Origin of the sequence: Streptomyces roseoviridis (assembly GCF_039535235.1) — a bacterium.
GTDB classification, from domain to species: Bacteria; Actinomycetota; Actinomycetes; order Streptomycetales; family Streptomycetaceae; genus Streptomyces; species Streptomyces roseoviridis.
This window is the reverse complement of sequence record NZ_BAAAWU010000001.1, coordinates 6,636,296-6,649,727: the sequence shown is the minus strand read 5'-3', so window position 1 is coordinate 6,649,727 and position 13,432 is coordinate 6,636,296. Positions and strand designations below refer to the sequence as shown.

The following is a 13,432-nucleotide window of genomic DNA, read 5'->3' as shown; positions in this document are numbered from 1 at the left end:
GAGGAGCCGGTCGCGCCGGTCGCGCCGGACGCGCCGGACGCGCCGGACGCGCCGGACAGCTCGCACGCGTCCGGAGAGGAGAGGTGGCGGGTCCTCACCGGTCGCTCTCCTCTCCCCGCGTCCCGGTGGCGGACCGGCCGAGTGCCGCCTCTTCCATGCGGCCGCCGTGACCGAGCAGTCCGGTCTGGTCGAACGCGTGCTCCCGCATGAGGCGTGGCAGCTCGCGCCGCGACAGGAGATCCACGGCATAGGGGTAGAACGGACGGCCGGCCTGGGCGATCCTGAGCCACGGCGGGGCGTAGACGGAGGACGAGCGGCGCTCCGCACCGCGGGCGATCCACCCCGCGACACGGTCGACGGGGTACACCCGGCGGGCCGGTGCGGGCATGTGGCCGCGCAGTTCCCGCAGGACGGCGTGACGGTCGACGTCGCGGACCATGTCGGTGTCCGTCCAGTGCAGGTAGGCCACGCCGACGGCGACGCCGAGGTGGGCCGTTTCCGCGCGCAGGGACCGGGCGAAGGCTTCGGCTCCGGCCTTGGAGGCGCAGTAGGCGCTCATCATCGGTGCCGCGCCGAAGGCCGCGGTCGAGGCGATCTGTAGGAAGTATCCGCGGGTGGCCCGCAGTCCGGGGAGGAAGGAACGCGCGGTGGCGGCGCTTCCGACGAGGTTGACCTCGACGACCCGGCGCCAGGTCGCCGGGTCGGACGTCTCGAAGGGACCGCCCTCGGCCACGCCGGCGTTCGCGACCACGACCGAGGGGTGGCCCAGATGCCGGGTCACGTCGTCCGACGCCCGGCGCATGGCGTCGTCGTCGGTGACGTCGACCTCGACGACATGGCTGCGCGTGGGAAGGGTCCTGGCGACCGCTTCCAGGGTGGCGGCCTCCCTGCCCAGCAGGGCCACCGTCATCCCCCGGTCCGCGAGGCGGTGGGCCAGGCCCGCCCCGAGGCCGCGCGCGGCCCCCGTGACGACGGCGGTTCTTCCGTTCAGGTCCCAGGAGCGGGTCACATCGGCCTCCGTGAGGGTGGGGGGGCGGCGGGTGCGTCGACGGGGGGCGGGCCCGGCGTCCGGCCGGGCCGGCAGCGGGCCCGCCCGCTCTCACTTCGGCATCAGCACGGTGTCGATGACGTGCACGGTGGCGTTGGACGTGCGCACGTCGCCGCAGAGGATGGTGGCGCTGTCGTCGACCTTGTACGTGTCCCCCGACCCGGCGGTGGTGAGCGTGCCGCCCTGCAGGGTCTTGAAGGAACCGTCGGCGAGGTCTCCCTTCTTCACGGGCTCGTCGGCCACGTGATAGGTCAGGATCTTGGTGAGCGTGGCCTTGTCGGCGAGGACCTTGTCCAGGTCCGCCTTCGGGATCTTGGCGAAGGCCTCGTTCGTCGGGGCGAACACCGTGATGTCCTTCGCCTTGTTCAGGGTGTCGACCAGTCCCGCCTTCTGCACGGCGGTGACCAGGGTCGACAGGTCCGGGTTCTTCGCCGCGGCGGTCGCCACCGGGTCGTCGGCGAGGTCGGCGAGCGAGCCGGTCCCCTGCTTCGGCACCGAGGCGCACCCCGGGCCGAACGGGGCGCCGCCGTCCTCGGCGGACGCCTGGGGGGCGAGGGCTCCGAGCGAGACCGCGAGGGCCGCGGCGGCCAGCGCCGCCGGGACACGGCGTCGGGTGAGCGTGCGGTTCATGAGGTGCTCCTCCCACCGGCCGGACACCGAGGGGTCACGGCCGTGGATCGGTTGTGCTCTCACCCTTTCTTCGCTCGGCAACGGCCGTTCGGATGGGGCCGACGGGATTTTTCCCGGTGTTTTCCGCCCGACCTCGCCGAGGGCGGCCCTCGGGCCGGCGGTGCCCGCCGTGGCCCGCCGAGATGCGCCGCCGTCCACGATCCCGGGCCCTCTCGGTCACCCCAGGAAGCTCAGCCGCACCTGCCGCTCCGGGTTGTCCTTGTTCGTGTCCACCAGGCACACCGACTGCCAGGTGCCGAGGACCAGGTGGCCGGCGACGACCGGGAGAGTGGCGTGCGGGGGGACCAGGGCCGGCAGGACGTGGTCGCGGCCGTGGCCCGGGGAGCCGTGGCGGTGCTGCCAGCGGTCGTCGGCGGGGAGCAGGCGGTGGAGGGCGGTGAGGAGGTCGTCGTCGCTGCCGGAGCCCGTCTCCAGGACGGCGAGGCCGGCGGTGGCGTGCGGGACGAAGAGGTTGAGGAGGCCGTCGCGGCCCTGGGCACTTTCGGCGAGGAAGTCCTCGCAGTGGCGGGTGAGGTCCGTGACGGTCTCGGTGGACCCCGTGGTCAGGCGGAGGATCGTCGTGCTGAACGGCATGGGCCTATCCTGCCGCGACCTGGCCGCCCGGCGCAGCCGGGAAGAACCCCGCCCCGCCCACCGTTGGTGGAATCGTGAACGATTTCGGGGTAGAGGAAGCAGGCGGCCGCCCGGCGCGCGAGGTGGACGTCGTGGTCGTCGGCGCCGGCCAGGCGGGGCTGTCCGCCGCCTACCACCTGCGGCGTACGGGCTTCGCACCCGACCGGGACTTCGTCGTGCTCGACCACGCCCCGCGCCCGGGCGGTGCCTGGCAGTTCCGGTGGCCCTCGCTCACGTACGGCAAGGTGCACGGCATGCACGCGCTGCCCGGGAAGGAGCTGACCGGTGCCGATCCGGGGCGGCCGTCGTCCGAGGTGGTCGGCGGCTACTTCGCCGACTACGAGGATACCTTCGACCTGCGGGTGCACCGGCCCGTCGACGTGCGCGCCGTCCGGGAGGGCGAGGGCGGGCGGCTGCTCGTGGAGACCTCGGAGGGCGACTACGCCACCCGGGCGCTGATCAACGCGACCGGCACCTGGGACCGTCCCTTCTGGCCGCGCTACCCGGGTCAGGAGACGTTCCGGGGCCGGCAGCTGCACACGGCCCAGTACCCGGGCCCCGAGTCCTTCGCCGGTCTGCGGGTGATCGTGGTCGGCGGCGGGGCGTCCGGGACGCAGCACCTGATGGAGATCGCCGAGGTCGCCGCCGGGACCACCTGGGTCACCCGGCGCGAGCCGGTCTGGCGCGAGGGCCCCTTCGGGGAGGCCGAGGGCCGGACCGCCGTCGCGCTGGTGGAGGAGCGGGTGCGGCGGGGGCTGCCGCCGCGGAGCGTGGTGTCGGTCACCGGTCTGCCGCTGACCGACGCCGTCCGCGCCGCACGCGAGCGGGGCGTCCTGGACCGCCGGCCGATGTTCGACCGGATCACCCCGACCGGGGTGGCCTGGGACGACGGGCGGACCGCCGACGCGGACGTGATCCTGTGGGCGACCGGCTTCCGGCCCGCGATCGACCATCTCGCTCCGCTGCGGCTGCGCGAGCCCGGTGGCGGCATCCGCGTCGAGGGCACCCGGGCGGTACGGGACCCCCGCGTCCATCTCGTCGGCTACGGCCCCTCGGCGTCGACGATCGGTGCCAACCGGGCGGGCCGTGCGGCGGTCGCCGGGATCCGGGAGCTGCTCAGGAGCCCGCAGAGCTCGCGGCAGCCCGTCGCCGTTCGTTGAACTCGGCGACGTTGTCCAGGTGTTCGGCGTAGCCTGCGGTGAAGCGGGTGTCGCCGGGCCGGACGGTGACGAAGTAGAGCCAGTCCCCCCGCGCCGGGTCGACGGCCGCGTTCATGGCCTGCTCCCCGGGGTTGCCGATGGGTGACGGGGGCAGCCCCCGGCGCTCGTAGGTGTTGTAGGGGCTGTCGATCCGGGTGTCCTCGTGGGTGGTGTCCACGGTGTCGCGCCCGAGTGCGTAGTTGATGGTCGAGTCCATCTGGAGGGGCATGCCCTGGGCGAGCCGGTTGTAGACGACCCTGGCCACCTTGCCCATGTCGTCGGCCGTGTCGGCCTCCGCCTGGACGATGCTGGCGACGATGACCAGCTCGTGGACGCTGAGCCCGTGCCGTCGCGCGCCCTCCGCGATGCGCGGGGTGCCGAAGCGTTTCCTCGCGGTGTCGACCATGTAGCGCAGCAGGCCCTCGGGGGTGGTGGCCCTGCTCACCGGGTAGGTCGCGGGGAAGAGGTAGCCCTCGGGGTTGCCGCGGGCGGCGGCCGGGAGGGCGAGGGCGGTGGCCGGCGCCTCGGCGGCCTTGCGGGTCGTACCGGCCGCGAGCCCGAGGGAGCGGTCGACGGCCGCGTACACCTCGCCGCCGCGCCGGCCTTCTGTGATGAGGAGGGTGCGCTGCTTCTCGGGTGCGGGGCGCTCGGGTCCGCCGCTGAGCAGGAGCAGGGGAACGGTGATCGCGGCGGCGAGGGCGAGGACGCCGCCGAGGATGAGGACGAGCCTGCCGCGCCGGGTGAGCCGTGCGCGGCGGCGCCGGTGTTCGGGCTGCCAGGACCGGAACGTCATGGGCGCACGCTAACCCGGTCCGGCCGCGAATCCGGGGACCCGCGGGGGTGTCTCGCCGGCCGGTCCCCTCCGCGCGGCGGCGCCGCCGGTCCCCTGGGACGGGGGGCCGACGGCGCCGCTTTCCTGCTGTGGCGTGAGGGTCAGACGAGCCAGCCCAGGAAGTGGAGGACGCCGGCGAGCAGGTTGGTGATGACGTTCATGTCGGTGCTTTCTCCTTGTGCGGAACTGCTGTGGGACTGCGCAGTCACGGTCTGCAGCCCGTCGCTTGCGCACCTTCATCCTCAACCGTCACAGGGGAGTTGGGGGCCGGAAGGTGGGACGATCACACGTTCTGGGGAACATCCGATCCCACGTTCGTGCGTTCGTCGCGGCGGACCAGTGCCGCGTATCTGCCGTCGAGGGCGAGCAGTTCCTCATGGGTGCCGCGCTCGGCTATCCGGCCCGCCTCCAGGACGACGATCTGGTCGGCGTCGCGGACGGTGGAGAGCCGGTGGGCGATGGTGATGGTGGTGCGTCCGGCGGAGAGCGCGTCGATGGCCTGCTGCACGGCGTGTTCGGTACGGGTGTCGAGGGCGCTGGTCGCCTCGTCGAGGATCAGCACGGGCGGGTCGCGCAGGATGGTGCGGGCGATGGCGAGGCGTTGCTTCTCACCGCCCGAGAAGCGGTAGCCCCGCTCGCCGACGAGGGTGTCGTAGCCGTCGGGGAGGGAGGCGATGTGGTCGTGGATCTGGGCGGTGCGGGCGGCGGCCTCGATCTCCTCGTCGGTGGCGTCGGGCTTGGCGAAGCGCAGGTTGTCGGCGACGGAGGCGTGGAAGAGGTACGTCTCCTGTGAGACGACGCCGACGGCGCGGGCGAGGGTGTCGAAGTCCAGGTCGCGCACGTCGACCCCGTCGAGGGTGACCCGGCCGTCGGTGACGTCGTACAGCCGGGGCACGAGGTAGCTCAGGGTGGACTTGCCCGAACCGGTGGGGCCGACCACCGCGAGGCTGCCGCCCGCCGGAACGGTGAGGTCGATGCCGTCGAGGGTGGGACGGCCGCCGCCCTCGGACTCGTACCGGAAGCCGACCTTCTCGAAGGCGACCTCGCCGGAGACCTTCGGCAGGCGCACGGGCTCGGCCGGTTCGGTGATCTCGACCGGCAGGTCCAGGTACTCGAAGATCCGCTGGAAGAGGGCGAGCGAGGTCTGGATCTGCACACCGGTGGAGAGCAGGCTGACGGCGGGCCGGAACAGTCCCTGCTGGAGCGAGACGAAGGCGACGAGCGTGCCGAGGGAGACGGTCGGGCCGCCGGCCTGGAGCGCGAGGCCCGCCGCCCAGTAGATCAGCGCGGGCATGGCGGCCATGACGATGCCGATGGTGGACATCCGCCACCGTCCCGCCATGGAGGAGCGCACCTCGAGGTCGACCAGACGCTCGGACTCCGCCTCGAAGGACTTCGTCAGGGAGTCGGCGCGGCCCATCGTGCGGCCGAGCAGGATGCCGCTGACGGAGAGGGACTCGGTGACGGTGGCGGCCATGGCGGCCATCTGCTTCTGCCGCCGGGTGGTGATGCGCTTGCGCTCGCGGCCGACCCGGCGGCTGATCCAGACGAAGACGGGCAGCAGGAGCAGCGAGACGAGGGTGAGCCGCCAGTCGAGCGCGAGCATGGCGGCGACGGTGGCGACGACGGCGGTCAGGTTGGAGACGAGGGAGGTGGCGGTCGAGGTGACCGTCGCCTGCATGCCGCCGATGTCGTTGGCGATCCGGGACTGGACCTCGCCGGTGCGGGTGCGCGTGAAGAAGGCCAGCGGCATCTTCTGGAGCCGGCCGTAGACCGCGGTGCGCAGGTCGTGCATGACGCGCTGCCCGACGGTGGTCGAGATCAGGGTCTGGAGCACGCCGAAGACGCCGGAGGTCACCGCGGTGAGGATCATGCCGAGGGCGAGCAGGCTGAGCAGCCCGGTGCGGCCCTGCGGGATGGCGGTGTCCAGGATCTCCTTCAGGAGGAAGGGCGAGGCGACCGTGACCAGCGACGAGGCGCCGACGAGCAGACCGACGACGGCGAGTCGGCCCCGGTAGGGACGGAAGAGCCGCAGGATGCGCCGCAGCTGGGCGGGCTCCTCGGGCTGCCGGGGATCACGGGCGGGCGGCGTCCAGGTGGACTCGTCGTGCGGATGCATGGGCTCCTGCGCGGGTGGGAGAGATCGGCCGATGAGAGCATAGCTCATTGTTACCTATACTCACAATGAACACGGTCCTGATATTGTTCCCGCATGACCACCCCCGATGCCGACGGCCTCCTCGCCGAGCAGCTGCTCCGCCTCACCCGCCGGCTGCACCGCATCCAGAAGCTGTACCTGGAGCCGCTCGGCATCACGCCCGCGCAGTCCCGTCTGCTGCGCACGGTCGCGCACTACGAGAAGCCGCCGCGGATGGCCGACCTCGCCGCCCGGCTGGAGGTCGTCCCGCGCGCCGTGACCACGCTCGTGGACGGTCTGGAGGCGGCCGGCCGGGTGCGCCGGGTGCCCGATCCGACGAACCGCCGGGTGGTCCGGATCGAGCTCACCGACGCCGGCCGCGACACGCTGAGGGAGCTGCGCAGCGCGCGCCGGGGCGCCGCAGAGGACATGCTGGCCCCACTGACCGTCGAACAGCGCGAGGTGCTCGGAGGTCTGCTGTCCGCCCTCGTCGACCGCGACCCGGAGCGGGTCTGCTGACACCGGGGCAGCCGGGACGAGGGCAGCCGGGCCCGGGGCACGGTCGCGCCGGAGGGGAGCGCTGGCCATGCCCGTACTGGAGCCGAACCCGCGGGCCCTGCGAGCCGGTACGAAGCGGCGGGCGGCGCCCGACCGGGTGCCGGACCTCCAGTCCCGGGGTACTCCCAAGCACCTGAGGGAGGAGCTGGTCGCCCTCCTCGGCCCTGACCGGGTGCTGTGGACGATCTCGGACCTGGTGAAGTACGCCTCCGACGCGAGCCCTTACCGCTTCGTCCCCCAGGTCGTGGTGGTGGCCCAGGACGTCGACGACGTCTCCGCCGTCCTCTCCTACGCGCACGGCAAGGGCCGAGAGGTGGTCTTCCGGGCCGCCGGGACGAGCCTCAACGGGCAGGCGCAGGGCGAGGACATCCTGGTCGACGTGCGCCGTCACTGGGTGGGCGTCGAGGTCCTGGACGGCGGCGCCCGGGCGCGGATCCTGCCCGGGACCACCGTCGTCCGCGCGAACGCCGCCCTCGCGCCGTACGGCCGGGTCCTCGGTCCCGACCCGGCGAGCGCGATCGCCTGCACCGTCGGCGGAGTGGTCGCCAACAACGCCTCCGGCATGACCGCGGGCACCACGCGCGACTCCTACCGCACGGTCTCCTCGCTGACCTTCGTGCTGCCGAGCGGCACCGTCGTCGACACCGCCGATCCGGCCGCCGACGAGGAACTGGCGCGCGCCGAGCCGCGGCTGTGCGCGGGGCTGCTCGCGCTGAAGGCGGAGATCGAGGCGGACGCGGAGCTCACGGCCCGGATCCGCGCCAAGTACGCCATCAAGAACACCAACGGCTACCGTCTCGACGCCTTCCTCGACGGTGCCACGCCGGTGGAGATCCTGCGCGGTCTGATGGTGGGCTCCGAGGGCACCTTCGGCTTCATCTCCGAGGTCGTCTTCGACACCGTTCCCCTCGACCGCATGGTCTCCACGGCGCTGCTCTTCTTCCCGTCCCTGACGGCCGCCGCGGCCGCCGTCCCCCGCTTCGACGAGGCCGGGGCCCTCGCCGTGGAGCTGATGGACGGCAACACGCTCCGCGCCTCGGTGCGCGTGGCCGGCGTGCCCGCCGACTGGGCCGAGCTGCCCGGGGACACGACCGCGCTCCTCGTGGAGTTCCGGGCACCCGACGCACGCACCCTGGCGGCGTACGAGGAGGCGGCGGCCCGGGTCGTGGCGGACCTCGAGCTCGTCGCCCCGGTCGCCTCCGTCGCGGACGCCTGCAACGTCTTCACCCGGGACGCGGGGACCGTCGCCGGCTACTGGAAGGCCCGCAGGGCCTTCGTGGCCGCGGTCGGCGGCTCCCGCCCCTCCGGCACGACGCTGATCACCGAGGACTTCGCCGTGCCGCCCGCCCGGCTCGCCGAGGCGTGCGCGGAGCTGCTCGACCTCCAGGCCCGGCACGGCTTCGACGGCGCCGTCGCCGGTCACGCGGCCCACGGCAACCTGCACTTCCTGCTGGCCTTCGACGCGGCCGACCCCTCCGACGTCGAGCGGTACGCCGCCTTCATGGACGAGTTCTGCAAGCTCACCGTGGAGCGCTTCGACGGCTCCCTCAAGGCCGAGCACGCCACCGGCCGCAACATCGCCCCCTTCCTGGAGCTGGAATGGGGACCCAGGGCGACCGAGCTGATGTGGCGGACCAAGGAGCTCATCGACCCCGACGGCGTCCTCGCCCCCCGCGTCGTCCTCGACCGTGACCCGCAGGGCCATCTGCGGGGCCTGAAGACGATCCCCACCGTGGAGGCGGTCGCCGACCCGTGCATCGAGTGCGGCTTCTGCGAACCGACCTGCCCGAGCGCTGATCTGACGACCAGTCCGCGCCAGCGGATCGCGCTGCGGCGGGAGATGATGCGGCAGGCGGACGGCTCCCCGGTCGAGACCGGTCTGCTGGAGTCGTTCGGCTACGACGCGGTCGACACCTGTGCCGGGGACTCCACCTGCAAGCTGGCCTGCCCCGTCGGCATCGACACCGGCGCCCTGATGAGGGGCTTCCGCCACGCCCGGCACTCCCCGCGCGAGGAGCGGGCCGCGGCGCTGGCCGCGCGGAACTTCCGTTCCGTGGAGGCCACCGCACGGCTCGCGGTCGCCGCCGCGGAACGGATCGGGGACCGGGTCCTGGAGAGGGCGACCGGCCTCGCGCGCCGGGCGGTGCGCCCCGACCTCGTCCCGGAGTGGCTGCCCGAGATCCCGGGAGCCGCGGCCCGCCGGCTGCCCCGCACCCACCGGCCGGCGGCCGTCGCCGTCTACTACCCGGCCTGTGTGAACCGGATCTTCGGCGACCCGGAGGGCCACCCGGGGCCGTCGCTGCCCGAGGCGGTGGTGGCGCTGTCCGCACGCGCCGGCAGGCCGGTGTGGGTCCCCGACGACGTCGCCGGCACGTGCTGCGCGACGATCTGGCACTCCAAGGGGTACGAGCGCGGCACCGAGGTGATGGCGAACCGGATCGTGGCGGCCGCCTGGGGCTGGACGGCCGGCGGCCGGCTGCCGCTGGTCGTCGACGCCTCCTCCTGCACGCTGGGCATCGCGCGCGAGGTCGTCCCGTACCTCACCGAGGAGAACCGGACGTTGCACGCCGGGCTGACGGTGACCGACTCGCTGGTGTGGGCGGCGGACGAGCTGCTGCCCCGGCTCGACGTCCGACGGCGCGTGGCCTCGGCGGTGGTCCACCCGACCTGTTCCATGCGGCATCTGGGCGACGAGGACCGGCTGACCGCGCTCGCGCGGGCCTGCGCGGAGGAGGTGGTGGTCCCGGTCGACGCGGGCTGCTGCGCCTTCGCCGGCGACCGGGGCATGCTGCACCCGGAGCTGACCGCGTCCGCCACCGCGCGGGAGGCGGCCGAGGTCACCTCGCGGCCGTTCGACGCGCACCTGTGCGCCAACCGCATGTGCGAGATCGGCATGGACCGGGCGACCGGCCGCACCTACCACTCGGCCCTGATCGAGCTGGAGCGCGCGACCCGCCCGTGAGCGCCGCCGCGGCGGCAAAAATCCGGAGGAGAAGAGTCCAACCACCGGTCCGCACAAGTCCAAACGGCGCCCTTGCACATCAGGAGCAACAGCGGCCAAGGTCCTGTTCGGGATTCATGAACCCACCCTGCACTCACCGCAACCGGAGGTTCGATGAACGACAGCACTCCCCCGCGTCCCAGCCGCCGCTCCGTGCTCAGGACCACCGGTGCGGCCGGCGCGGGACTCGGGCTCGGTGCCCTGGGGACGGGTTCCGCCGAGGCGGCGCCGGCGTCCGGGGAGACCCTCGCCACTCCGCCCCGCCGGGGCGCGACCATGGCCGGTGTCCCGTTCGAGGGCCGCTCCACCGTCCGGGTGGCCCTGGTCGGCCTCGGCAACCGCGGCGGCAGCATGATCGACCTCTATCTGGCCCTGCCCGGCGTCCGGGTGGTCGCGGTCTGCGACCCGGTGAAGGCGAAGGCCGAGCGGGCCGCCGCCAAGGTGGTCGCCGCCGGGCAGCCCTCCCCCGCCGTCTACGCCAGCGGCCCCGAGGACTACCTGAAGCTGTACGAGCGCACGGACGTCGACTTCGTCCACGTGGCCACTCCCTGGGACCTCCACTTCGAGCAGGCGAAGCAGGCGATGCTGCACGGCAAGCACGTCGGCGTCGAGTGCCCGGTGGCGATGCGCCTCGACCACCTCTGGGAGCTCGTCGACCTGTCCGAGCAGACCCGGCGGCACTGCATGCAGCTGGAGAACTGCTGTTACGGGCGCAACGAGATGCGGGTGCTGCGCATGGCGCACGCCGGGAAGTTCGGCGAACTCCTGCACGGCGCCGGGGCGTACAACCACGACCTGCGCGAGCTGATGTTCTCGCCGACGTACTACGAGGGGCCGTGGCGCCGGCTGTGGCACACCCGGCTGCGCGGCGACCTGTATCCGAACCACGGCTTCGGCCCGGTCGCCAACTACATGGACGTCAACCGCGGCGACCGGGCCGTCAGCATCAGCAGCCTCGGCACGCCCGCGCTGGGCCTCGCCGAGTACCGGGCGGCGAACGTGCCGAAGGGCGACCCCAGTTGGAAGGAGTCGTACATCGAGAGCGACCGGACGATCAGTCTGGTCAAGACGGCGAAGGGCCGGGTGATCCGGCTGGAGCACGACGTGTCGACGCCGCACCCCTACAGCCGGATCAACAGCCTGGGCGGCACCAAGGGCGTCTTCGAGGACTATCCGGCCCGGATCTATCTGGAGCCGGACCACAAGGGCCACCAGTGGGGCGACTTCGGCGCCTACGCGGCCGAGTTCGACCACTGGCTGTGGAAGGAGCACGCCAATCCGCCGGGCGGGCACGGCGGCATGGACTACATCATGGTGTACCGGCTGACGCAGTGCATGCGGCTGGGGCTCGTGCCGGACTTCGACGTGTACGACGCGGCGACCTGGACGGCGCCCGTGCCGCTGAGCCACGCCTCGATCAAGGCGAACGGCGCGCCGCAGCCCATCCCGGACTTCACGCGCGGCGAGTGGCGCAGGGCCCGCTCCGGCGTGGACTCGGCCAGGCCCGCCTGATCGGCCGGGCCTGAGCCCCGGCCCGCAGGGTGTCCGGGCCCCGCGCGGGGCCCGGACACGACGGGTTCAGCAGCGCCGCAGGTCCTCGACCAGGGTGCCCTGGACGGTCTTCAGGGAGCGGTCGTAGCAGCCGTCGGAGCCGTACAGGCGGTAGCGCTCGGCGCTGGTGCCGACGGCGTGGCGCTGGTCGCGCGGGACGCCCGTGGTGTAGGTGGCGTCGCCGCGGTAGGTGTCGTCGAGCACGGACCACGACAGGGTGCGGCCGCCCCGGACGACGCTGGTGCGGGCCCGGTCGCCGAGGGTGAGCACGGTCCGCAGCCGGTCGCCGGCGCCGACGGTGGTCTCGCCGTCCATGGTGTACGTGCGGTGGACGCGGGTGGTGGTCCGGCCGGTGGTGACGGTCTGGTCGTCGGTCCAGGTCGCGGTGAGCGCGTCGGGGTTCTCGCCCTCGCCCCAGCGGTGCGCGGAGCGGTGGTCGAGCACGCGGGTGACGGTGGTCTCGACGCGGCCGTGCGAGGTGTTCAGGTGGCCGGCGACGGTCAGCCGGTGACCGCCCTCGGTGTCCAGCCGGTCGGGTGAACCGGGCGTGTAGGACGTGGTGTTGCGCGGCGCGGACTCCTCGTGCCGGTCGAGGCCGCCGGTGACCACGGCGCGGCCCTCGTCCTGCCAGAGCAGGATGTTGGCGGGGGTGCTCCAGCCGGTCTGCCCGGCGGGGACGCCGGCGACGCTCACCTCGACGCGGTGCGGTCGCCCGTCGTTGAGGAGCGCGGCGAAGGGGGTGAGGTCGTAGACGACGGGCTGGACGTCGAAGGCGCGCGGCGCGGGGGTCACGTACCAGAGGAAGGGGTTGGACCAGCCGCCGGTCCAGACGGTCGGGAAGGGCGCGGCGATGCCCGCGAGCCGTCCGTCGACGGAGATCCGCACCTCGCGGTAGGGGCCTTCGGCGGCCTTGCAGGAGTACGGGGCGGCGTCGGGGACGGTGAGGTACCAGTACTCCTCGCAGCCGCCGCCCGAGCCGGTGGCGTACACCTCGGCGAGGAGGCGTTCGGTGTTGCGCGGGGTGGTCAGGGTGCCGGCGGTGAGCGGCAGGACGCGGTCGGGGGTGCCCGCGGCGGGTTTCACCCGGCCCTGCGCCGTGTGGAAGGTGAGGGTGACGCGGACGTCGATGACGCCGGTGTAGGTCTCGTTGACGACGTTGCCGATGAGCATCTCGACCGGCTGGGGGCGGCGGAGGACGTCGCGGTAGGCGGTGACGTCCTTCTCGACGGACCAGGCGATGCCGTCGGGCGAGGGCTGGGGCGTGGAGGTGCGGAAGATCTCGACGCCGCCGACCGCGAGGTGGCCGAGCCGGTCGTACTGACGGCCCTTCACCGTCCCGTCCAGGCGCAGCACCACCTTGTTCCAGCGGGTGTCGTCGCACTCCTCGGGCGGGGCGTAGCTCCCCCGGTAGGGGGTGAAGTCCCGGAATTGGGCCTCGGCGAGGGTCACTTCGCAGGTGGGAGTGCCCGGTGTGGTGACCGGTGGCGCGGCGGTGACCGGGTCGTGCCAGTCGGTGGTGAACTCGGCCGGCGGGGTGGCGGGGGCCTCGTCCGCGTGGGCCGTGGGGGCGGTGAGCAGGAGTCCGGCGGCCAGGGTGAGGCCGCTGATCATGCTCATGATCTTCCGTTGTCTCATGGGTCGTGAGTGAAGCGCGGGCCCGCGGGCGCGGTCCAGAGGGCATCGGCCCGGCTTGGCCGGATGTGGTGCGCGTTGCCGGAAAATCGTTTGCCGGGGCGGGCCCGGCGGAGCGAGCCTTGACCGGTCGGAGTCGTCACCGCGTTCATCAGCGGTCATCACAGGACCG

The 13,432-nt window shown here is 73.2% G+C and carries 10 protein-coding genes; 4 read left to right on the top strand and 6 right to left on the bottom strand.

What is annotated here, in order from left to right:
* Positions 1-94 precede the first annotated feature (94 nt).
* The 3 genes from ABD954_RS30095 to ABD954_RS30085 form a co-directional block, all read right to left on the bottom strand.
* Positions 95-1,009 carry an SDR family oxidoreductase gene (locus tag ABD954_RS30095; RefSeq protein WP_345490795.1) on the bottom strand — a complete coding sequence of 305 codons (915 nt, stop codon included), beginning with the start codon at positions 1,007-1,009 and terminating at the stop codon, positions 95-97.
* A 90-nt stretch (positions 1,010-1,099) separates the two neighbouring features.
* Positions 1,100-1,678, bottom strand: a complete 579-nt coding sequence (locus ABD954_RS30090; RefSeq protein WP_345490793.1) for a fasciclin domain-containing protein — start codon at positions 1,676-1,678, stop codon at positions 1,100-1,102.
* A 216-nt stretch (positions 1,679-1,894) separates the two neighbouring features.
* Positions 1,895-2,311, bottom strand: coding sequence for a secondary thiamine-phosphate synthase enzyme YjbQ (locus ABD954_RS30085; RefSeq protein ID WP_345490791.1), 417 nt, complete (start codon positions 2,309-2,311; stop codon positions 1,895-1,897).
* 74 nt (positions 2,312-2,385) lie between these two features.
* Here ABD954_RS30085 and ABD954_RS30080 point away from each other — a divergent pair, with 74 nt between their 5' ends.
* Positions 2,386-3,510: an NAD(P)-binding domain-containing protein gene (locus ABD954_RS30080; protein WP_345490789.1), complete on the top strand. Its 1,125-nt coding sequence runs from the start codon at positions 2,386-2,388 to the stop codon at positions 3,508-3,510.
* On the opposite strand, the gene mltG is transcribed toward ABD954_RS30080, so the two are convergent.
* Positions 3,467-4,342: an endolytic transglycosylase MltG gene (gene mltG / locus ABD954_RS30075; RefSeq protein ID WP_345490787.1), complete on the bottom strand. Its 876-nt coding sequence runs from the start codon at positions 4,340-4,342 to the stop codon at positions 3,467-3,469. The genes ABD954_RS30080 and mltG overlap by 44 nt on opposite strands.
* A 322-nt stretch (positions 4,343-4,664) precedes the next feature.
* Positions 4,665-6,500 (bottom strand): ABC transporter ATP-binding protein, encoded by a 1,836-nt coding sequence (locus ABD954_RS30070; RefSeq protein WP_345490785.1) that lies wholly within the window; start codon positions 6,498-6,500, stop codon positions 4,665-4,667.
* A 93-nt stretch (positions 6,501-6,593) separates the two neighbouring features.
* Between ABD954_RS30070 and ABD954_RS30065 the strand changes: the two genes are divergently transcribed.
* The 3 genes from ABD954_RS30065 to ABD954_RS30055 all read left to right on the top strand — a co-directional run bounded on the left by ABD954_RS30065 (position 6,594) and on the right by ABD954_RS30055 (position 11,589).
* Positions 6,594-7,037: a MarR family winged helix-turn-helix transcriptional regulator gene (locus ABD954_RS30065; protein WP_345490783.1), complete on the top strand. Its 444-nt coding sequence runs from the start codon at positions 6,594-6,596 to the stop codon at positions 7,035-7,037.
* A 67-nt stretch (positions 7,038-7,104) separates the two neighbouring features.
* The gene (locus tag ABD954_RS30060) at positions 7,105-10,038 is read left to right on the top strand and encodes an FAD-binding and (Fe-S)-binding domain-containing protein (RefSeq protein ID WP_345490781.1); all 2,934 of its coding nucleotides are present in this window, start codon (positions 7,105-7,107) and stop codon (positions 10,036-10,038) included.
* A 153-nt stretch (positions 10,039-10,191) separates the two neighbouring features.
* On the top strand, positions 10,192-11,589 hold the full coding sequence (locus tag ABD954_RS30055) for a Gfo/Idh/MocA family protein (protein ID WP_345490779.1): 1,398 nt from the start codon (positions 10,192-10,194) through the stop codon (positions 11,587-11,589).
* Between the two features lie 66 nt (positions 11,590-11,655).
* On the opposite strand, the gene ABD954_RS30050 is transcribed toward ABD954_RS30055, so the two are convergent.
* Complete coding sequence (locus ABD954_RS30050) at positions 11,656-13,263, bottom strand: peptide-N4-asparagine amidase (protein ID WP_345490777.1); 1,608 nt, start codon at positions 13,261-13,263, stop codon at positions 11,656-11,658.
* Positions 13,264-13,432 lie beyond the last annotated feature (169 nt).